Origin of the sequence: Enterococcus sp. DIV1059_2 (assembly GCF_051713685.1) — a bacterium.
Taxonomy (GTDB): Bacteria; Bacillota; Bacilli; order Lactobacillales; family Enterococcaceae; genus Enterococcus_D; species Enterococcus_D casseliflavus.
The window spans coordinates 1,265,295-1,285,189 of record NZ_JBIOQK010000001.1; the positions used below are offsets into that span (position 1 = coordinate 1,265,295).

Here is a 19,895-nt window from a genome sequence, read left to right on the forward strand (position 1 = left end):
CTAAGGATGTTTTTTCGTCGTATTTTTGTGCTGGAGAAAAGCAAAGAGATAAAATCCGCAGCCCATCAAAGCAGCAAGAAAAGCGATGACAGGAAAGTACAACCCCTGACCGTATACATAGGCTGTATAAGCGAAGAAGGCGATCAAAAACCAAAGCGTTCCCGATATGAGCATTTTTTGGTTCCTCCTAATTGTTGAAAAGTGTTTATTTAGTATATTTTAACACGGTGGGCGCAAAAAGAAAATCAGCGAATCGAACGTTTGCTGAAACGAGTCGCTGATTTTTTCCCAATTGCACCGATGAACAGTTAAGAAACGTTCAATTGCTGTTGCGGTTCTAAATGGTAATAAAGGATCTCAGGTGGGACACCGAGTCGGGCGGGAATCTTGGTCATACCAACCCCGCTGGAAACACTTAATAAGGTCTCATTGCCTAAAAGGTAGAGCCCATCGGTATATTTCAACGCGCCCTTTGTTTTCGCATAATAAAAAGGCAAGCGAATCTGCCCGCCATGGCTATGGCCAGAAAGAATCAAGTCGTAGTTTGGCAGATTGGTGATCCGAGAAACATAATCGGGTTCATGGAGCAAAAGCAGCTGCCATTCTGCTAAGGTTGCTTCATAGGTAAAACTGACTTTCGGACTTTCTATATCGATACCGACAATATTCATCGACGTCTTGTCATCAGAACCAAAAACCGACTCATTATCAAGTAAGGTAAACCCTGCATGCTGGTATATTTCCTTAACAAAGTAATGCCCGTCATTCAAATGGTCATGGTTCCCCATAACTGCGATCTTACCCAGAGGCGCTTGCAATTTTTTCAGCTTTTCGATCAGTCGCTTGGTTGAACGATGCGGCCATTTTTTATAATTATCGATCAGATCCCCCGTGATGATGATCAGATCCGGCTTGTTTTGGATCGTTGATCGAATGATGCGATTCATTCGCCGTGGTTTGTACCAACGAGAAAAATGAAGGTCGCTGATATGGGCGATCACGAGATTGCTTTCTGCTTGATAAAGATCGTAAGCCTTTGAAATATCTAAGACGGTGCGCTTGTCTTTTTTTATGAGGTAGTGCCGTTGTTTGAGAAGATGCGGTTCAATAATAAAGGAGTAAACTAGCAAGCCCGTAAGGAGGAATGCAATAAGAATGAGGGTGTACATGGCGTGGCTCCTTTTTTGATTTGCTAGTTTCTAGCATAGTAGATTCTTACAAAAAAAGCAATCATGCGAAAGCAAAAATAACAAAAAATATCCATCGTATTTCGTTTGTTTCTTCCATGAAAAAAAGATACAAAAGGGGCTGCAATAGCCGATCTTTTGTATCCTAGATCGCAATTATTTGCTTTTCACCAAACGTTTGAAGCGTGCTTTGTGTTTGACGGGGATCAAAGCCATGACACAATCATAAGGGACGGAGATGATCGCCCATGCGAGACTTTTACTTGAAGCAAAGGGATAGTTTTGCTTTAAGACAAAATGGCCACTGATCAAGGCAAAACCGATACTGCCGACCCACAGCCATTGCGGGTCCCAATTCGTAAAGTGTTGGAGGGCTGTGATGACAAAGGGATAGCCGTAAAAGTACAATGCAGTCAAAACGAAAGTGCCGTTTTTGGTTAATTGACGCAGGGTCAGTAAGAAAAATAAGCCAGAAAGAACGATACCCAATGGCGGGAACAGACTAACTAAGAAGGAATACACGATGCCCCATACGATCATGCCAGGGCCTTTGACGAGAGCGGCTAAGACAAAGACAAAAAGTAGGAATAAGAGCTGTTGCGAAAAACTTGCTGCTGTCAAAAGTCCGAAGAAACCAACCAATAACCAGTGAGAAAAAGTCGCTGTTTGATTCTTTTGTGGTGTCTGTTGCTGCAATTTTAACCATGTAGCAAAATTCGGGAAATCATGCTGGAAATTTCGCTGAAAATCGCTGTTGAATGCTTGATGGGCATTTTGCTGCCGATAGTAATGATATTGATGTTTTAACGTGCCTTTCGTGGCTGCTTTTTGGCCAGAAAAAAAGCGGCCGGGATCAATTTTTGATCGTTCCATATTTCCACCTCCATACGATTTCGTTACCCTCAGTATAGAGAAAATCAGCTTCGGCGTCCTCCAACTTTGGGCGGATTTTTTTTGCTTGCTGAAAGTTTTCTTAAACTGCTGAAAAAAGCGAAGACGATTCGTTTCTTAAACCGTCAAAATATGCTAGAGTATAGAAGGACTAAGGAGGAGATTTCATGATTTTTGATTCTCATACACATTTGAATGCAGAACAGTTTAACGAAGACATTCCCGAAACGGTCGCCCGTGCGCAAGAACTAGGAGTAACGGAGATGGCGGTCGTCGGTTTTGATCAGCCAACGATTGAAAAATCGTTAGCATTAAGCAAAGAATATCCTGGCATTTACAGTATTATCGGTTGGCATCCAACCGAAGCTGGTTCTTATACCCCACAAGTGGAAACCTATTTGCAAGAGCGCTTGGAACAACCAAAAGTCGTTGCCCTAGGTGAAATCGGTTTAGACTATCACTGGATGGAAGATCCGAAGGAAGTTCAAGAAAAGGTCTTTCGTCGGCAAATGGCGATCGCCCGTGAACATCAGCTGCCCATCAGTATTCATACCCGTGAAGCCTTAGAAGATACCTATGCGATTTTAAAGGATGAAAAAGTCCAAACGATCGGCGGCATCATGCACAGCTTTAGCGGGGACGGCGAATGGGCGAAAAAGTTCTTGGACCTAGGAATGTATATTTCCTTTAGTGGTGTCGTGACCTTCAAAAAGGCGACGGAGGTACAAGAAGCTGCGCAAGTCGTGCCACAAGATCGGCTGCTCGTTGAGACTGACGCGCCGTATTTAGCCCCTGTTCCTTATCGCGGCAAGCGCAATGAACCGGGCTATACTCATTATGTAGTGGATAAAATCGCGGAGCTGCGGCAAGAAGCGGTTGCTGATGTTGCGGCCTACACGACAAAAAATGCCCATCGCTTGTTTAGGATCAATGACTAATAAGCCGAAAATCGAAGAAATCATTGTCGTCGAAGGCAAAGACGACACCCGTCGGTTGCAAGAAGTGTTCGATGTAGATACCATCGAGACGATCGGTTCGGCGATCGATGACACGATCCTTGATCAAATCGAGCACGCCCAAGAGACACGAGGGGTCATCGTGTTTACCGATCCCGATTTTTCGGGAGAAAAGATCCGCAAAATCATTATGGAAGTCGTTCCTGATGCCAAGCATGCCTTTTTACCGCGCAGCCAGGCAGCACCGAAAAGCAAGGGCAGTTTAGGCGTGGAACACGCCAGCCATGAAGCGTTGAAAGAAGCCTTGCGAAAAGTCGTAACCCCGATTGCTTCAAATGAAGTCAATGAGGGGACCATTGATCGGCAACAGTTGTTAGCGTATGGCTTGATCGCAGGGGCTGGAGCGAAAGAGAAACGAGAGCGGTTGGGGGATCTTTTACGCATCGGCTATACGAACGGCAAACAATTAGAGAAGCGGCTGGCAATGTTTCGTATCACCGATGCAGAGTTGGCAGAAGCAATGAAAATAGTGGAGGAAGAATTGTGAAGGAAGAACGGGATATAGCAACCCCCTCAAGAACCAAAGAGATTTTAGCGAAACATGGCTTTACCTTTAAAAAAAGTTTAGGGCAAAACTTCTTAACAGAACCGAATATTTTACGGAAAATCGTAGAAACTGCAGGCATCGACGAGACGACAAACGTCATTGAGGTTGGTCCTGGAATCGGTGCGCTGACCGAACAGTTGGCAAAACATGCCAAGCAAGTGTTGGCGTTTGAAATTGATGATCGGTTGATCCCAGTGTTAGCCGACACAATGCAGCCATATCAAAATGTGAAAATCATTCATCAAGATGTCTTGCAAGCAGATCTGGCAACGACCATTCAGTCAGCATTCAGCGATACGGCTGCTTCATTAAAAGTTGTCGCAAATTTGCCCTACTACATCACAACGCCAATTATGATGCACTTTTTAGAGTCTCAGGTAAAAGTAGATGAAATGGTCGTGATGATGCAAAAAGAAGTGGCAGATCGAATCTCGGCAGTTCCCGGGACTAAATCCTATGGCTCGTTGTCGATCGCTGTGCAATACTACATGGAAGCAAAACTGGCATTCATCGTCCCAAAAACCGTTTTTGTGCCCCAACCGAATGTTGATTCGGCTATTTTGAAATTGACGCGTCGATCACAACCAGCAGTCGCAGTCACCGATGAAAAAGAGTTTTTCAAATTAACGAAAGCAGCCTTTCAGCTGCGTCGTAAAACCCTTTGGAACAATTTGCAAAATAGCTATGGAAAAGATGAAACAACCAAACAGTGGTTGGCAGACAGCTTAGAAGCAAGTGGGATCGATCCGAAACGACGTGGAGAAACGCTGTCGTTAGCGGAATTTGCCAAATTAAGCAATGAAATGCAAGCGCGTAAAGGATAACTTCAATAAAAACGGATGTTGAATAAACATTCGTTTTTTTGTGTCTTGACACCTCGTAGAAATACCAGTAGAATAAGCAAGACAGAACTGTCATGACACATTGAAGGAGAGAGTATAAATGAAAAATCATTCCATCCGCCATTTAACGATCGCTGCATTGTTGATCGGCATGGGGATCGTCATTCCCATGGTAATGCCCAAAATCGTCATCGGACCAGCATCTTTTACCTTAGCTAGCCATGTGCCCGTCTTTGTGGCGATGTTCTTTTCACCTGCGATGGCGATCGCGGTAGCTTTAGGAACGACCTTTGGTTTTTTCTTAACACTGCCACCAATCATTGCTTTACGGGCATTGTCCCATGTTGTTTTTGCCGTCATCGGTGCCTTTTATTTACAGAAGCACCCAGATATTTTACTAAAAAATGGCAAACCCTCTTTATTGAATATCAAATTTCAGAGCTTTAACTTGATTATCGGACTGATCCATTCTGCCGTAGAAATGGCAGTCGTTGCCGCCTTTTACTTCACAGGAAATGTACCAGGGACCGCATTCGATGGTAATTTCTACTATTTCTTGTTCGTTTTGATGGGGATCGGCGGTTTGATCCATAGCTTGATCGATTTCAATTTGGCTTATTTTGTTGCAGGTGCCTTAAGCAAACAATTTGATATTCGTTCGTTTTCGAAAGCAAAAGGACGCTTTATTCAGAAACAGAAGAAAGCGGCATAAGCGCCAGTTTGAATAGACCCGCTGCCTAAACGGGTCTATTTTTTTGTGTTTAGATTAAGAAAATACTCCTTCCTAAAAAGTTTATTATAGTGAAATAATAAACAGAAATAAGTTATAATATACAAGAGGAGGAAGTAGATGAAGAAGAAAAAGTTAAAACGGTTACTTTTAGGTATGTTCGTCTTGATGCTCTTCTTTCTGCTGATTTTTTATGACAGTAAGAACGGGCAGTCCCCCTTTGAAAAGATAGAGGATGAATTGACACTAGCACTTTCGGATGAAGAACAAACACCAGAGCCTGAATACAGTGAGGTTATTCAATTGGATGTTCCGTTAGAAAATCAATTCGATGAAGTGGCGTTAGGGAATGGCTGTGAGGTAACGGCTTTATCGATGCTCTTGAATTTTTACGGATTTGATACCAATAAAAATCAATTGGCGGAAGAATTAGCGTATGTCCCGCTTTATGAGGATTATTATCACCATGGAGATCCGCGAGAAGGCTTTGTTGGAAACATCTATGGCGGTGATAGCGCGATGGGGGTTGACGTAGAACCGATCACCGATGTCGCCGAAAGGATTGTAAAAGAGCAATACGAAGTTGTTAGTGGACGAGACAAAAGCTTTGATGAGATCGTCAAAGTACTACAATCTGGGAAACCAGTTTGGATGATTGCGACGTTAGAATTACAAGTACCTACCGATGCGGATTTCTTTCAATGGAATACCCAAAATGGCGAAATCCTTGTGACGGCATTGATCCATTCGGTGGTGATCACTGGCATCGATGGTGATGCGATGTATGTCAACGACCCTTATGGGCATAAGGATCGTGAAGTCAGCAAAGAAGACTTAGCAGCGATCTATGAAAAAATGGGTCAGCAATACTTATATTTAGAAGAAATCTAAGAAAAACCCCTAACTTGCCGTTGACAGTAAATGAAAAAACAATTATAATTTTTTAAAATTAAACAAAGAAATCGATAACGTTGAAGAGAAGAGTAGCAGATCAACAAAGGTACAGAGACTCCGGTTGGTGAAAAAGGAGACATGCGGTGATCAGTGAAGATGAGCTCTGAGTTTTTTTGTTGGTTCACGCCAGCAAAACGGCATGCGCCCGTTACAGCGCCAAGTATCATAGTGTACTGTTGAGGTGTTATTTGTGAGAATAGCACGAATTAGGGTGGTAACGCGCATCAAGTCGTCCCTTTTATCCGTAAGGATAAAAGGGCGGCTTTTTTTGTTTTTCACAGCTGAAACTATTCGCCTTCTCTTCAACAAGAAATTTAACTGTAAGGAGTTGAAGCAATGCCGATCATTATTCCCAAAGAACTACCCGCTGCAGCGGTCCTGCAAAAAGAAAATGTCTTTGCCTTACTGCAGCATAAAGCGGCGAAACAAGAGATTCGTCCCTTGAAGATCGCAATCGTCAATCTAATGCCGAAAAAAATCGCCACAGAAAATCAATTGCTGCGCCTGCTTTCCCAAAGTCCGCTGCAAATTGAAGTAACTTTACTGAAAATGAAGTACCACGAAAGTAAAAACACATCTGTCGATCACATGGAAAAGTTCTATCAAGAATTCTCAGTGATCCAGTCCCAACGATTCGACGGCTTGATCATCACTGGTGCCCCTGTTGAAAAAATGGCCTTTGAAGCCATTGATTATTGGCAAGAACTGCAAGAGATCATGGATTGGAGCCAGACGAATTGCACTTCAGTCCTGCATATTTGTTGGGGGGCACAAGCAGGTCTTTATTACCATTATGGTATCGACAAAGTGTTGTACCCAAGCAAGTTGTTCGGTGTCTTCGAACAAGCAGTCACGCATTTTCATCCGCTCGTTCGCGGTTTTGACGACGTCTTTTATACGCCCCATTCGCGCTATACTGGCATCGATGAAGGTCAGCTCACCCAAGCGCCTTTAGAAATCTTGGCAGCGGGTGTTGAAACAGGGCCTTCCATCTTCGTATCAGAAGATCATAAAAATGCCTTCTTGCTAGGACATTTTGAATACCACACAACGACCTTGAATGAAGAGTACTTGCGAGACATGGAACGGGGCTTAGCTACCGCATTGCCCAAAAATTACTTTGCCTATGACCGTTTAGGCGGTAAAATTACCAACCGTTGGCGGGGACATGCCTCTTTGTTTTTCAGCAATTGGATCAATGAAACCTATTTGCGAACGCCGTATGACCTGTCCGTCACGCCGACGAAAGAAGGTTACCGAATTGGCAGTGAGCCAGAAGGTCGGGTGAGTATCAATGACGATTGAGCATTTTCTCTCCCACTATGCTAGACAGCGAAAAGGCACTGATTCTTTAAAATGGGATCTTGTGGATCAACGGTTCCAAGGAGAAAAGCTTTTGCCTTTATGGGTAGCTGATATGGATTTTGCTGCACCAAAGGCAGTGGAAGAAGCCTTGCAGCAACTGGTTGCTCAAGGAACCTTTGGCTATGCGATTCCCCCCTCAGGCTATTTTTTAGCCTATCAAGCTTGGCAAGATCGCCACTGGGGGACGAAATTCGAAGAAAAATGGCTCTCGTTTTCCACAGGGGTCGTCCAATCTTTGGTTGATTTGCTTCATTGTTTCACAGAACCAGACGATGGCATCTTGATCCAGCCGCCCGTCTATTATCCCTTTTTTGACAGCATCAAAGAGACGAAAAGGCGCTTGATAGAAGCACCCTTGCAAAAGGTGGGGAATTCTTATCAAATCGATTTTGTTGCTTTTGAAGCCAAAATCATTGAAGAAAAAGTGAAACTATTTATTCTCTGCTCCCCCCACAATCCAGTAGGGCGGGTCTGGCAAGAGAAAGAATTGCATCAGTTATTGGCCATTTGCCAAAAACATGAGGTTGTCGTGATCGCCGATGAGATCCATCGTGAGCTGATACTCGGTGAGCAGCAATTTGTTTCAGCAATAACAGTGGCGCAGCGTTTAGGCATTGAAAAATTGATCGTCCTGGATTCGCCCTCAAAAACTTTCAACTTAGCAGGGTTATTGCTGTCTCACGTTTGGATTCCAGATTTAGAGATGCGCACAACCTATCAAGCGTGGTGTCGGCAATACAAGCAGACGGAAGTTAATTGTTTCGGTCTAACTGCTGCGAAAGCCGCGTATGAATCGGGGGATCAATGGCTAGCGGACCTGCTTTTGGTGATTGCTGCCAATGAACAAATGGTCCGCCAGCAACTGCAAGCAGCATTTCCCAAAATTGAGCTCCTGCCATTAGAAGGAACCTATCTTCTCTGGGTCGATCTGCGGCAAGTCATTGCCAAAGAACGAACCAAGCACGTGATCCAAGATGCTGCCGGTCTGGCAGTCGACTATGGGGAATGGTTTTCACAAGACGGTCAGGGCTTGATTCGTCTGAATCTTGCGACAACACCGACGATCATTCAAGAAGCCCTTGATCGCATGATCGAGGCAATCAAAAAGGAGGAACGACATGACGATTGATACAGCAACTTTTCTGGCACAATTAGGCAATCATTCGGATCAGCAAACTGGGGCGATCAGCCCACCGATCTATCTTTCCACGACCTTTGCTCATCCTGCGTTAGGGCAAAGTACTGGCTATGATTATACCCGTACCAAAAACCCGACCCGTGATATCTTAGAAGCAGGTCTTGCTGAATTAGAAAAAGGAGCTCGGGCAGTAGTGACCAGCTCTGGCATGAGTGCGATCGCTTTGATTTTTGACTTATTTACCAGCGGGAGTCGCTTTTTGGTTTCTCGTGATTTGTATGGCGGTAGCTTTCGCTATTTTGCGGAATTGGAAAAAAGCCAACGGGCATTCTTCGATACCTTCAGCACTGTAACAGAATTAAGTGAAAAACTAACTGACGAGGTAACGGCTGTCTTTTTAGAGACCCCAACGAATCCTTTGATGACCGTGACGGATATTGCTGAAACCGCCAAGCTTGCTCACGACCATGGGGCGCTACTGATCGTAGATAACACCTTTTTGACGCCGTTACGGCAGTTGCCCTTAGAAGAAGGCGCGGATCTAGTGATCCATTCAGGCACCAAGTTCTTATCAGGTCACAATGATATTTTGGCTGGCGTCGTCATCGCCAAAGATGCGCAAGTAGGGGAGCGCTTGAATTATTTAGCCAATACTTCAGGCCCGACCTTGAGCAGCTTTGATACGTGGTTATTCATCCGAAGTTTAAAGACGCTGCCGTTGCGCTTCGAACGGCAAGAAGCCAACGCCAAGGAAGTTGGCCGCTTTTTACGAGCCCATCCGGCGATCAAAGAGGTGCTGTACCCAAATGCAGGGGCGATGATCAGTATTCGGGTGCTTGATGAAACCAAAATCAGCGACTTCTTAGCGGCATTAAAGGTCTTTACCTTTGCGGAAAGCCTGGGTGGTGTGGAAAGTCTCATCACGTATCCAACGACACAGACCCACGCAGATATTCCTCAAGAGGTACGAGAATCTTATGGATTGACGCCGGATCTTTTACGGATCTCCATTGGGATCGAAAGTAGTAAAGATTTGATTGATGACTTAGAAAATGCACTGAAGATATTCAAATAACCCAACCACAGATCAGCTAGTGAAAAACTTACTTTTGTAGAGTAATTTTATTGACAGTTTTAGTTGTATAGGATAAAGTTACACTACATATGAATAGTGAGTCCGATGTTTTCGGTTGACGGCAACAGGGATTAACCATTTCTCTTTTGAAAAAGTAGGTTGTTTTGAGAAACAGAGGGGAAATTGGTCTAGTTGGGCCATTCGACAAGGAAATAGGACGATTGATCTGAGGAGGGAACAAAAGGGGAAAAAAGGGATGAAAAGAAATGTAGTAAATGTGTTGACGACAGGAGTGATTGGGCTGCTTGCCTTGTTTAGCTTGGCTGCCTGTGGCACCAACCAAGCGGATGAAGAAACGACCGTCGTCAAATTAGGTGTCGTTGGCGAACAAAATGAAGCCTGGGAACATGTGCAAGAAGAATTGAAGGAAAACGAAAATATCGACTTGCAACTGGTGAAGTTCACCGATTATCGCCAACCAATCGTCGCACTAGAGGATGGGTCAATCGATCTTCACGCAGCATTGACGGAAATTTTTATGGATAATGTCAACGAAGAAAGTGGTTATTCCAACACGACGATTGCGTATACGACATTAAACCCACTTGGTATTTATTCCGATAAAATCACTGATGTCAGCGAATTGGCAGATGGTGCTACGGTGGCTTTACCCAATGATGTGTCAAATGAAAGCCGCGCACTATTACTCTTACAAACGGCCGGTTTGATCACTTTGGATGAATCAAAAGGGTTACTGCCAACAACCAGTGATGTCACTGAGAATCCCAAAGCCTTGAAATTTGAGCTGCTTGATTCCAATCAAACGGCTCGGGCAATGACCGATGTCGACATCTCTTTGATCAACAACGGCATGGCAGTCGATGCTGGCTTGGTTCCTACAGAAGATGCGATTTTCTTAGAACCTGTGGCTGACTCCTCCACGCCCTATTATAATGTCATTGCTGCGCGAGCAGACGAAGCAGAAAATGATGTGTACCAAACGGTCGTAGCGTATTATCAGACCGATGAAGTAAAAGCAATTATTGACGAAGTTACCAAAAAATCAAGTATCCCTGTTTGGGAATAAAAAGCAAAAAATCTACTATAATTATATAGGAACAGGAAGTAGGATGGAAAAATGATCAATTGGAAAAAAGGTTTAGCAAGTGTTGCCGTCGTCGGACTAGGATTCGTTCTAGCAGCCTGCGGTGGATCAAATACAGAGGAAACGGCAACCAGTAGTGCAGCTGGTGCTGGCGATGATGCAACATTCACTTATGCCATCAGCGGGGACCCATCGTCCACCAACCCGATCAACACCAGTGATCGCTGGGGCTTGACAGTGACAAACATGATCTATTCTCCACTCGTTACAGTGGAAGCAGATGGAACGACGAAAAATGCGTTAGCGGAATCAGTGGAACCGGCGGAAGACGGCCTTTCATTGACCGTGCATTTGAAACAAGATGTCAAATGGTCAGATGGCGAAGATTTTACCGCCGATGACGTTGTTTTCACGTATGAACAAAAAGTCAAAAAAGAAAACGGCAATGCCGATTCGCTTTGGGTCGACGACCAGCCGATCGCGATCGAAAAAGTGGATGAATACACCGTGAAATTTGTGTTGCCAACACCGAGTGCAGCAGCAATCAGCAATATCGCAACCGAAACATACATCATTCCAGAGCACATCTTTAAAGATGTTAGCGACTTTTCGGTCAGTGAACTGCCTGAAAAACCAGTTGGTACGGGTCCATATCAATTGAAAGAATACAAACGTGGTGAGTACTTTACTTTTGAAGCCAATGAAAACTATTATGGCGGCAAGCCTTCGATTCAAAACGTGACCTTGCGGATCATTGAAAGTACTGATACGGCCAAAGTTGCTTTGCAAAAAGGGGAAGTTGACGCAGCCGTTGTTTTGCCTTCAGATATTGAAGACTTAGATGATACGCAAATTTCTGTTTATCCCTATACAGAAAACCGCATCGGATACTTAGGCTTAAATACTCATTCAGATGCATTACAAGATGTGAAGGTTCGTCAAGCAGTCTTGTATGCTTTGAACAAAGATGAATTAAATCAAGCAGCGTATTTAGATGAAGACTATTATGCAACACCGTATTCATTCTTACCACCGAACAATCCATACGTCACCGAAGATGTCGAGAAATATGAAACAAATGCTGAAAAAGCAAAAGAGCTTTTACAAGAAGCAGGTGTCACTGATTTGTCATTGAACTTGGCGTTCAACTCAACTGACCCAGCTCAAACGATCCAAGCTACGTTGATCCAACAACAATTGCAACAAGCAGGCATTACAGTTACCCTTGAAGGGGGCGATGGTACTGCGATCTTCACTGAGTTGAAAAAACCTGATTCAACGAAATACAACCTGTTCCTTGGCGGGTATATCATGGGGAATGACCCTGACTTATACGGCAGTTTATTCGAAACTGGCGGCAGTGCCAACTACTTCCAAAGCAATAGCGAAACCATTGACAATTTGTTTGCGCAAGCAGCAGTTGAATTGGACACAGACAAGCGTGAAGCATTGTACGATGATCTGCAAAAAGCCATTGCTGACGAAGCGATCATTTACCCAATCGTTGACAACAAGAAAATCTTAGCGGTCAATAACCGAATTGGTAATGTAGAAGATGCAGGCTTGATCCCAATCTATACATTCGAAGATATGTCTAAATTGACAATCAAGTAAATCCATTGGCTGTGATAAAGAGGAATCTTTTTTATCACAGCTTTTTTCTATGAAAAAGAAAGAAGGTCAATTATGTTTCGATATATTGCAAAACGAGTATTGCAAGCAATCCCTTTGCTATTTGTGATCTCTTTTATCGTATTTTCACTTATACATATCGCCCCGTATGATGTGATCGATTCCATCACGACACCGAATATGTCACAAGAGCAAATCGATCTGTTGCGGCAGCGCTATGGCTTGGATCAACCCTTTTTGGTTCAATATTTTCTTTGGATCAGAAATGTTCTTACTGGTAATCTTGGCTTTTCGTTGGTTTCTCAAAGCAGCATTTCACAAGAACTTGCGACTCGGATCCCGAATACGATGCGGCTAGTGATCCCTGCATATTTGACGGCTTTATTGCTGGCGATCATTTTAGGTCTGTTAGCCGCTGCCAACAAAGGAAAGATTTGGGATCGGATCATTGACGCTGTAGCATCTCTAGGGATCGCCGTGCCGACCTTCTGGTTTGCGATGATCTTGATTTATGTATTTGGTTACTTATTGAATATGTTCCCGATCATTGGCATGTATACAGTCGGCAAAGAAGGGGATTTTGGCGATTTTCTGCAGCACTTTATTTTGCCTTATATCACATTGACTGTCGCCTTCTTCCCAGATTTGACAAGGTATATTCGGGCATCAGCGACTCAGCAAGTATCAGAAGACTACGTGATGGTGCAACGGGCATTCCACGCCAGCAAATGGCAGATCTTCAGTCGTCACATCAGTCGCAATATTTTGATTCCCGTTGTCACCCAAATCGGCTTGGCGTTACCGATGTTGGTCACAGGAGCGATTATCACAGAAACGATCTACGGCTGGCCGGGCGTCGGACCTTACTTGATGAGTGCAACGAAAAGCCTCGATTATCCTGTGATCATGGCGATCATGCTGCTGTCAGCAACACTGGTCATCTTAGGGAATTTGTTAGCGGATGTATTATATTCCGTTGTTGATCCACGTATCCGCAAAGGAGGGAGCAAGTAATGAAACGTTTCAAAAAAATCAGTGAAGTCATGCTTGCTTCGCCCATCTATACTTTTTCTGTCGTTTTCTTGACCCTATTGATCGTGCTATCGCTCGTTGCGCCTTTGATCCCGATCGATCCCAATGCAACGGATGTCAGCAACATGTCACAGCCACCGAGCTGGGCTCATTTGTTTGGGACTGATGAAGTGGGGCGGGATTACTTTATTCGGGTCGTCTACGGCGGTCGGGTGTCCTTGTTTGTAGGTGTGTTGGCAATGATCACTGCGACGTTTATCGGGACCCTTGTCGGTCTTGTTTCTGGCTACTTTGGCGGATGGATCGATAACTTGCTGATGCGGCTCGTCGATGTGTTGTCATCAATTCCTTGGCTGGTGTTAGTGATCGTTTTGAGCGTCTTTTTACGTCCTGGACTAACCACGATCATTATTGTGATCGGCGGGTTTTCATGGATGAACATCGCTCGTTTGATTCGTGGTGAAACGTTAGCAGCGAAAGAACGGGAGTATGTTGCTTACGGGAAATTTATCGGTCGTTCTTCATTCAGTATTATCGTGAAGCATGTTTTCCCAGCAGTACTGCCAACCTTGATCGTTGCGGCATCCGCAAGTATTTCTGGAGCGATCATGACCGAATCAGCGTTGAGCTTCCTCGGATTAGGCATTCAGCAGCCGATGGCTTCGTGGGGTAGTCTGTTGCAAAATGCGCAAAACAGCTTGCAGCGGGCACCATACATGGCGATCCTTCCAGGGCTCTTTGTTATTTTCACGATCTATTCCTTCAACAACATCGGCGACATGATCAAACATGTCTTACAAAGGGAGGTGTGACCGATGAAGACAGAATTATTAGCGATCGAAGCGTTGAATGTGACGTTTCACAGCAAAACCGGTCCGAAACCGTTAGTCAAAAAGCTGGATCTAGTGATTCCAAAAGGCAAAGTGGTTGGGATCGTCGGCGAATCTGGTAGTGGCAAAAGTATGACCATGAAAAGTGTCATGGATCTTTTGCCTGATAAGGTGACCGATCACTATGCCAGTTATACATTTGAAGGAGCAGCAGTGACCGATCGTCGAACATTACCGATCGCCATGATTTTTCAAGACCCGATGACTTCGCTAAATCCTTTGCGTACGATTGGCTATCATTTGATCGAAGTGATTCGCCGCTCACAAAACGTATCGAAAAAAGCAGCACAAGAAATCGCCGTCAAAGAGTTAGAAAAAGTCGGCATACCTTTTCCAGCACAACGTATGAAACAATATCCCCACGAGCTATCAGGGGGAATGCGTCAGCGGGTGATGATCGCCATGGCTTTATTGGCGCAACCGAAATTGCTGATCGCAGATGAACCGACGACGGCTTTAGATGTGACGATCCAAGCACAGATTTTGGCCTTGATCAAAAACCTGCAAAGAGAGAACCAGCTTTCCGTCGTCCTTGTGACCCATGACTTTGGGGTCGTTGCAGGAATGTGCGACTTTATTAAAGTGATGTATCAAGGTCGAGTCGTGGAAGAAGGCACCACAGAAGAAATCTTTTATCAACCTGCGCATCCTTATACGAAACAATTATTGCAGGCGGCCCATTTAGGCGACAAGCATGCCGAATTAAAAGTCTTTGACTATCATGAGACATTGGCAGATGAGTTGCAAGAAACGCAGTTATCTAAGACCCATCGCGTTTGGCGCAATCAGGAGGTGACAGAATAATGAAAGAACTGATTCGCGTAGAACATGCGACGAAAACCTTTCGCAGCAAAAACTGGCGCGGTACTGTCAGTGAAGTCCGAGCGGTCGAAGATGTCAGCCTAACGATCCATCGGGGCGAGACATTGGGGCTAGTAGGGGAATCTGGGAGTGGGAAAACCACTTTAGGACGCAGTATTTTAAATTTAGAGACCTTAACAAGCGGGGAGATTTTCTTTGAAGGCAAAGAGCTAGCAGCATTGACGGCAGAAGATCGCAAAGCAGCGTATCAGCAAATGCAGATCATTTTCCAAGATCCGTATTCATCATTGAATCCCCGCATGACGGCACTTGAACTGGTGATGGAGCCGTTGTATCATGAAACGAAAGATGCTGCCCGAGCGAAAGCCAAAGAAATCTTAGCGATCGTCGGGATCACGGGTGATGATGTCCATAAACTGCCCCGCAGTTTCAGCGGCGGACAACGGCAACGGATCGGCATCGCTCGTGCGGTGGTCAATCGCCCGGCGTTCGTCTTGTGTGATGAACCGACTTCGGCATTAGATGTCTCCATTCAGGCTCAGATCATCCAATTGCTGCTGCGTCTGCAAAAAGAGTTTTCATTGTCTTATTTGTTCATTTCCCATGACTTGTCCGTGATTCGTCATATCAGTGACCGAACAGCCGTCATGTATCAAGGGAAATTAGTTGAATTGGCACCCACCGACCGTTTGTTTGACAATCCGCTGCATCCTTACACGAAGAAATTATTAGCAGCAGCGCCGATCGCTGATCCTGTGTTAGCAAGAGGTGCGATGGAACAAACGGAAATTCAAAGCACGATTACTTTGACACCATTGTATGAATGGGTCGAAGTTGAACCAGATCATTTTGTGAGGAGAGAAAAACGATGACAGTAGAAACATTGACGATCCATCAAGGAAGCGACAAACTTGAAATGACGACCCCAACTGGCAATTGGGTGTTAGCACGGGAAAAAGGCTATTCGCCAGTCCAAATGCTGGTGAGTGCGGTCGCTGCTTGCGGCGGCTATGTATACGCATCCGTCCTAGAGAATTCAAAAATCACAGCAGAAATCGAAAAGATCGAAGTCAGCTATGACCGAGACGACAACAAAAAAGCCCAACCAGTCAGTGCTATCCACATTCAGTTTTATGCGAAAATCGCTGAAGCCGACCATGACAAAGCGACCCGTTGCCTAAAACTCGTTTCACCAAATTGCCCCGTGATCCAATCATTAGATCCAGCGATCGAAGTGACGGAAACAGTGACGTTTATTTAATCGAAAAAGACTTTGTGTGCCTGAAACCAATAGGCGTACAAAGTCTTTTTTTTTGATCAATAAATAATATTCTCCCGAATAAAGTCGATATCTGTCACTAATAGTTTGCGATCGACACTTTTTAGGGCGCCAGATTCTCGTAATTTTTGCATCATTCGATTGACACTGCTGGCAGAGGTAATGCCGCAAAAGCGAGCGATCTCCTCATTGGTGACTTCAAAGTCAATCAAGACACCATCTGTTGTCTGGATTCCGAACGTTTCATACAGCTCATTGATTTGGGTACAGACAGCACCAAATTTGCCGTTCATCAGCATTTGCTGCATCTTTTTCATCGTATCCATCAAGTTTCTTCGATAATACTCTTTGACATAATCCTGCAGCAGGCGATCACGATTGACATCTGCCCAAAATTGATCCCGCACGATTTTGTATAATTCGGCTTCTTCTGATTCAACCCGCACATTAAAAGGGGCTTCGACTTCTTGAGAGGATTCGTCTTTAAACAAAGAGACGATCTCAAAATCCGTCAAATAGCGCAAGTTGAATTCGCGCCCTTCATGGGTCACTACGCTAGTTTTGATGATGCCTTTTTTTAAAATATAGACGTAGCGATCCGGGATGCCTTCATATGTCAAGTAACTCTTTTTCTTACGGATAACGACCGGTATTGCTTGTTTTTCTAAATAATCACGTAATATCTGTTTCTCCACCCACGTTACTCCTTCACTTCATGCCAACCCAACATTTTCTGAAAAAAATCTGAAATTTCCTCTATTCATGCTTCATTAAAAGACATTTCTGGTGAAAAAGCAATAACAAATGTTAATGTTTCTTGTTAATGCTTTTTTTTAACAGCAAAAGCGCATTTCAAGCAGAGGAAGTTTCGGTATAGTAAAACGCATCACAGCACAAACAGGAGGAATGGAAGAAACATGTCAGATAGGGAAACCAATCAAGAAGGAGTCGTCAGCTCGTTGCCGTCAACTAAAAATGAAAAACTATGGAACAAAGGGTTTATCACGATTACCTTGATCAATTTTATCGTCTTTCTCGTGTATTATTGTTTTGTCGTCATCACCGCGAAATTTGCCACGCAGGAGTTAGGGGCATCCACTGCACAAGCTGGCTTGGCAGCGGGGATCTACATTATCGGGACCTTGATCGCTCGCTTGTATGTTGGGAAAATTTTAGAATTAGTTGGTCGTAAAGCCGTTTTGCGCTGGGGGATAGTGTTTTATGTTATTACCACCGCTGCTTATTTGGTCTCAGTCAACATTTATATTTTAGATGCGGTGCGCTTTTTCAATGGCTTTGCTTATGGTGCCGTCTCGACTGCGGCTAATGCGATCGTCACCGCTTATATCCCAGCTTCCAAACATGGCGAAGGGATCAATTACTATGGATTAAGTACTAGTTTAGCAGCGGCGGTCGGACCTTTTATTGGTATGCTATTACTACCGACGGTCGGCTTTGATTTCATTATTTGGTTAGCAACTATTTTATCGATCGCAACAGCCATCGCTTGTTTCTGGTTCCCAGTCAAAAACATCCCATTGACGGAAGAACACAAAGCACAGCTGCAAAAATGGTCCGTCAAAAGTTTTGTCGAACCAAAAGTTTTTTTCATTTCTGGGATTGCCTTTTTGATCGGGTTGGCTTATTCCAGCGTTCTCGGCTTCTTGTCGATCTACGCCAGTGACCTTGGGTTGGAAACGGCCGGTGCCTTTTTCTTCATCGTCTATGCACTTTCTGTGACCTTCACACGGCCAATGACGGGCAAACTGTTTGACCGCCATGGCGCAGATGCAGTCATGTATCCCAGCTTTCTATTCTTGACCCTGGGTCTTTTCTTATTGAGTATTACTGGCAACAGCTGGATGTTGTTGCTTGCGGGTTGCTTTGTCGGCTTGGGCTATGGCACCTTCATGTCCAATGGCCAAGCCGTCTGTCTGAAAGAAGTCAATCCTCACCGTGTCGGTGTAGCGCTCTCCACTTATTTCATCGGGCTGGATCTCGGCTTAGGCGTAGGTCCCTATGCACTAGGAAGCTTACACGGTCTGTTTGATTATTCGCAAATCTACATCTTATGCGGACTGATCCCAGTCGTCGTTCTTGTTTTATACAAATTGTTTTATAAAACGAAACGCGCAGTTGCCGCCGTTGGTACGATGAAGCAGCCAATCAACGAAGAAGACTAACCTCAACCATTACAAAAAGGAGTGTTTCACCATGGATAACAATCAATTGATTATTGAAGCATTGAACAAATTAGTAACGAATATCAACGAATTGAATGAAGAAATGCATGCCATGAAAGAGGTCACCGCAACAATGACCCATGAACAGCTTGCTATCGATCATCAATTACGCGACATCAAATCGGTATTGATCAATGACAATCTGATTGGGTAAATTGTCATAAGGCTTGAAAGGAAACAAGAAACAGGAATGAACGCTTTTTTTTGAGAATGTTTCCTGCTCACCTACTGGTGGTAGAAAGATTCACATGAGAAAAGCGTTTTTTTGATGCACAAAAAAAGAAAAGCGAACATTGGCAGATTTTGTACAAGAAAATAAGCAAGAAAAATTGTAGCAGTCCGCGCTTGTATGCTATAGTGTGTCTGGGTAGCAATACCTAAAAAAAATCAGAGTAGGAAATAAAGCGTTAAGTGCTGAAAGGATGGGATGTTGCCTTTCGGACGAAGAACGATCATTCGTTCGCGGTTTTATTTTCGCATTCGCTGCATGAATTTGTAGCAACTCTAAAAGGAGATGCTCGCTATGAAAAGAAAAGTCGATGCACACATGATTGCGGTCATGGGACTTTTGATTGCCTTAATGGTCGTCTTGTCGCAAATCTTGGGGTTTGAAACCTCCTATATCAAAATCACATTTTCCTTTGTACCACAGCTGATCATGGGTATGCTGTTTGGTCCGTTTTGGACAGCAGTTGGCTCCTCATTAGCCGATATCGCAGGAATGGTGATTTTTCCAAAATCAGCCTACTTTTTCGGCTTTACCATCAATGCCTTCGTTGGTGGACTGATTTATGGCTACTTCTTTTATCGGAAAGAAGTCACATTAAAACGAGCGGCGATGGTCGTCTTGTTAAATACACTTTTAATAACCTTGATCTTAACACCGATCTGGTTAGCTATGATGCTGAATATTCCTTTGACAAGCTGGGCGATCTGGTCGGTCCGCTTGCTAAAAGCAGTCATCATGTTCCCGATACAAACTGCGTTGATTTACATCGTAGGGCGTGCGGTACCATACAAACGGCTGATCCGACGGTTCGTTTAACGAGTAAAAAAGAACGATAACATCCATTGAAGTGAATCATCTGCGAATATTTCGTCAGTGGTTCACTTTTTTCTTTCTAAGGATTGGCTTAATCATTCTCAA

General features: G+C 44.2%; 22 protein-coding genes and 1 riboswitch. Of the genes, 18 read left to right on the top strand and 4 right to left on the bottom strand.

The window, feature by feature from the left end; translation table 11 throughout:
* The 3 genes from IGI72_RS05905 to IGI72_RS05915 form a co-directional block, all read right to left on the bottom strand.
* A complete protein-coding gene (locus IGI72_RS05905; protein ID WP_010747796.1) occupies positions 1-174 on the bottom strand; it encodes a hypothetical protein in 174 nt (57 codons plus the stop codon).
* 134 nt (positions 175-308) lie between these two features.
* Entirely contained in the window at positions 309-1,169 is an 861-nt protein-coding gene (locus IGI72_RS05910; RefSeq protein WP_015509322.1) for a metallophosphoesterase, read from the bottom strand.
* Positions 1,170-1,343: 174 nt separating this feature from the next.
* On the bottom strand, positions 1,344-2,060 hold the full coding sequence (locus tag IGI72_RS05915) for a hypothetical protein (RefSeq protein ID WP_413152791.1): 717 nt from the start codon (positions 2,058-2,060) through the stop codon (positions 1,344-1,346).
* Between the two features lie 185 nt (positions 2,061-2,245).
* On the opposite strand from IGI72_RS05915, the gene IGI72_RS05920 reads away from it, so the two are divergent.
* From IGI72_RS05920 to IGI72_RS05990, 15 genes are all read left to right on the top strand, one after another.
* Entirely contained in the window at positions 2,246-3,016 is a 771-nt protein-coding gene (locus IGI72_RS05920) for a TatD family hydrolase (RefSeq protein WP_005225534.1), read from the top strand.
* Entirely contained in the window at positions 3,009-3,581 is a 573-nt protein-coding gene (rnmV, locus tag IGI72_RS05925; protein ID WP_142973789.1) for a ribonuclease M5, read from the top strand. Before IGI72_RS05920 ends, rnmV begins: the two co-directional genes overlap by 8 nt.
* Complete coding sequence (rsmA, locus tag IGI72_RS05930; RefSeq protein WP_413152792.1) at positions 3,578-4,465, top strand: 16S rRNA (adenine(1518)-N(6)/adenine(1519)-N(6))-dimethyltransferase RsmA; 888 nt, start codon at positions 3,578-3,580, stop codon at positions 4,463-4,465. The genes rnmV and rsmA overlap by 4 nt, the downstream gene beginning before the upstream one ends.
* Before the next feature lie 118 nt (positions 4,466-4,583).
* Positions 4,584-5,195 carry a hypothetical protein gene (locus tag IGI72_RS05935; protein ID WP_005225537.1) on the top strand — a complete coding sequence of 204 codons (612 nt, stop codon included), beginning with the start codon at positions 4,584-4,586 and terminating at the stop codon, positions 5,193-5,195.
* Positions 5,196-5,333: 138 nt separating this feature from the next.
* Positions 5,334-6,104 carry a C39 family peptidase gene (locus IGI72_RS05940; protein WP_413152793.1) on the top strand — a complete coding sequence of 257 codons (771 nt, stop codon included), beginning with the start codon at positions 5,334-5,336 and terminating at the stop codon, positions 6,102-6,104.
* Between the two features lie 399 nt (positions 6,105-6,503).
* Positions 6,504-7,472 (top strand): homoserine O-succinyltransferase, encoded by a 969-nt coding sequence (locus IGI72_RS05945; RefSeq protein WP_413152794.1) that lies wholly within the window; start codon positions 6,504-6,506, stop codon positions 7,470-7,472.
* Entirely contained in the window at positions 7,462-8,661 is a 1,200-nt protein-coding gene (locus tag IGI72_RS05950; protein WP_413152795.1) for a MalY/PatB family protein, read from the top strand. Before IGI72_RS05945 ends, IGI72_RS05950 begins: the two co-directional genes overlap by 11 nt.
* Complete coding sequence (locus IGI72_RS05955; RefSeq protein WP_413152796.1) at positions 8,651-9,745, top strand: aminotransferase class I/II-fold pyridoxal phosphate-dependent enzyme; 1,095 nt, start codon at positions 8,651-8,653, stop codon at positions 9,743-9,745. The genes IGI72_RS05950 and IGI72_RS05955 overlap by 11 nt, the downstream gene beginning before the upstream one ends.
* A 256-nt stretch (positions 9,746-10,001) precedes the next feature.
* Positions 10,002-10,832, top strand: coding sequence for a MetQ/NlpA family ABC transporter substrate-binding protein (locus IGI72_RS05960; protein ID WP_002307592.1), 831 nt, complete (start codon positions 10,002-10,004; stop codon positions 10,830-10,832).
* A gap of 51 nt (positions 10,833-10,883) precedes the next feature.
* Positions 10,884-12,464 (top strand): ABC transporter substrate-binding protein, encoded by a 1,581-nt coding sequence (locus IGI72_RS05965; protein ID WP_368263984.1) that lies wholly within the window; start codon positions 10,884-10,886, stop codon positions 12,462-12,464.
* A 72-nt stretch (positions 12,465-12,536) separates the two neighbouring features.
* Positions 12,537-13,496, top strand: a complete 960-nt coding sequence (locus IGI72_RS05970; RefSeq protein ID WP_002307597.1) for an ABC transporter permease — start codon at positions 12,537-12,539, stop codon at positions 13,494-13,496.
* Positions 13,496-14,326 carry an ABC transporter permease gene (locus IGI72_RS05975; protein ID WP_010747808.1) on the top strand — a complete coding sequence of 277 codons (831 nt, stop codon included), beginning with the start codon at positions 13,496-13,498 and terminating at the stop codon, positions 14,324-14,326. The genes IGI72_RS05970 and IGI72_RS05975 overlap by 1 nt, the downstream gene beginning before the upstream one ends.
* A 3-nt stretch (positions 14,327-14,329) precedes the next feature.
* A complete protein-coding gene (locus IGI72_RS05980; RefSeq protein WP_060791841.1) occupies positions 14,330-15,208 on the top strand; it encodes an ABC transporter ATP-binding protein in 879 nt (292 codons plus the stop codon).
* Entirely contained in the window at positions 15,208-16,098 is an 891-nt protein-coding gene (locus IGI72_RS05985; RefSeq protein ID WP_428209444.1) for an ATP-binding cassette domain-containing protein, read from the top strand. Before IGI72_RS05980 ends, IGI72_RS05985 begins: the two co-directional genes overlap by 1 nt.
* Entirely contained in the window at positions 16,095-16,487 is a 393-nt protein-coding gene (locus IGI72_RS05990) for an OsmC family protein (RefSeq protein WP_002307605.1), read from the top strand. The genes IGI72_RS05985 and IGI72_RS05990 overlap by 4 nt, the downstream gene beginning before the upstream one ends.
* Before the next feature lie 56 nt (positions 16,488-16,543).
* On the opposite strand, the gene IGI72_RS05995 is transcribed toward IGI72_RS05990, so the two are convergent.
* Positions 16,544-17,200: a Crp/Fnr family transcriptional regulator gene (locus IGI72_RS05995; protein WP_008378905.1), complete on the bottom strand. Its 657-nt coding sequence runs from the start codon at positions 17,198-17,200 to the stop codon at positions 16,544-16,546.
* A gap of 222 nt (positions 17,201-17,422) precedes the next feature.
* Here IGI72_RS05995 and IGI72_RS06000 point away from each other — a divergent pair, with 222 nt between their 5' ends.
* The 3 genes from IGI72_RS06000 to IGI72_RS06010 all read left to right on the top strand — a co-directional run bounded on the left by IGI72_RS06000 (position 17,423) and on the right by IGI72_RS06010 (position 19,793).
* Positions 17,423-18,688, top strand: coding sequence for an MFS transporter (locus IGI72_RS06000; protein ID WP_413152798.1), 1,266 nt, complete (start codon positions 17,423-17,425; stop codon positions 18,686-18,688).
* A gap of 31 nt (positions 18,689-18,719) precedes the next feature.
* Positions 18,720-18,902, top strand: coding sequence for a hypothetical protein (locus IGI72_RS06005; protein WP_005225550.1), 183 nt, complete (start codon positions 18,720-18,722; stop codon positions 18,900-18,902).
* Positions 18,903-19,134: 232 nt separating this feature from the next.
* A riboswitch (THF riboswitch) is annotated at positions 19,135-19,236 on the top strand.
* A 26-nt stretch (positions 19,237-19,262) separates the two neighbouring features.
* Positions 19,263-19,793 carry a folate family ECF transporter S component gene (locus IGI72_RS06010; protein WP_005225551.1) on the top strand — a complete coding sequence of 177 codons (531 nt, stop codon included), beginning with the start codon at positions 19,263-19,265 and terminating at the stop codon, positions 19,791-19,793.
* Positions 19,794-19,895 lie beyond the last annotated feature (102 nt).

Bases quoted from the DNA above. Each gene is read 5' to 3' on its own strand.
- IGI72_RS05940 (WP_413152793.1), top strand. From the start codon at position 5,334: ATGAAGAAGAAAAAGTTAAAACGGTTACTTTTAGGTATGTTCGTCTTG.
- IGI72_RS05955 (WP_413152796.1), top strand. From the start codon at position 8,651: ATGACGATTGATACAGCAACTTTTCTGGCACAATTAGGCAATCATTCG.
- IGI72_RS05985 (WP_428209444.1), top strand. From the start codon at position 15,208: ATGAAAGAACTGATTCGCGTAGAACATGCGACGAAAACCTTTCGCAGC.
- IGI72_RS06000 (WP_413152798.1), top strand. From the start codon at position 17,423: ATGTCAGATAGGGAAACCAATCAAGAAGGAGTCGTCAGCTCGTTGCCG.
- IGI72_RS05920 (WP_005225534.1), top strand. From the start codon at position 2,246: ATGATTTTTGATTCTCATACACATTTGAATGCAGAACAGTTTAACGAA.
- IGI72_RS05905 (WP_010747796.1), bottom strand. From the start codon at position 174: ATGCTCATATCGGGAACGCTTTGGTTTTTGATCGCCTTCTTCGCTTAT.
- IGI72_RS05960 (WP_002307592.1), top strand. From the start codon at position 10,002: ATGAAAAGAAATGTAGTAAATGTGTTGACGACAGGAGTGATTGGGCTG.
- IGI72_RS05970 (WP_002307597.1), top strand. From the start codon at position 12,537: ATGTTTCGATATATTGCAAAACGAGTATTGCAAGCAATCCCTTTGCTA.
- IGI72_RS05990 (WP_002307605.1), top strand. From the start codon at position 16,095: ATGACAGTAGAAACATTGACGATCCATCAAGGAAGCGACAAACTTGAA.
- IGI72_RS05935 (WP_005225537.1), top strand. From the start codon at position 4,584: ATGAAAAATCATTCCATCCGCCATTTAACGATCGCTGCATTGTTGATC.
- IGI72_RS05945 (WP_413152794.1), top strand. From the start codon at position 6,504: ATGCCGATCATTATTCCCAAAGAACTACCCGCTGCAGCGGTCCTGCAA.
- IGI72_RS05975 (WP_010747808.1), top strand. From the start codon at position 13,496: ATGAAACGTTTCAAAAAAATCAGTGAAGTCATGCTTGCTTCGCCCATC.
- IGI72_RS05980 (WP_060791841.1), top strand. From the start codon at position 14,330: ATGAAGACAGAATTATTAGCGATCGAAGCGTTGAATGTGACGTTTCAC.
- IGI72_RS05950 (WP_413152795.1), top strand. From the start codon at position 7,462: ATGACGATTGAGCATTTTCTCTCCCACTATGCTAGACAGCGAAAAGGC.
- IGI72_RS06005 (WP_005225550.1), top strand. From the start codon at position 18,720: ATGGATAACAATCAATTGATTATTGAAGCATTGAACAAATTAGTAACG.
- IGI72_RS06010 (WP_005225551.1), top strand. From the start codon at position 19,263: ATGCTCGCTATGAAAAGAAAAGTCGATGCACACATGATTGCGGTCATG.
- rnmV (WP_142973789.1), top strand. From the start codon at position 3,009: ATGACTAATAAGCCGAAAATCGAAGAAATCATTGTCGTCGAAGGCAAA.
- IGI72_RS05915 (WP_413152791.1), bottom strand. From the start codon at position 2,060: ATGGAACGATCAAAAATTGATCCCGGCCGCTTTTTTTCTGGCCAAAAA.
- IGI72_RS05965 (WP_368263984.1), top strand. From the start codon at position 10,884: ATGATCAATTGGAAAAAAGGTTTAGCAAGTGTTGCCGTCGTCGGACTA.
- IGI72_RS05910 (WP_015509322.1), bottom strand. From the start codon at position 1,169: ATGTACACCCTCATTCTTATTGCATTCCTCCTTACGGGCTTGCTAGTT.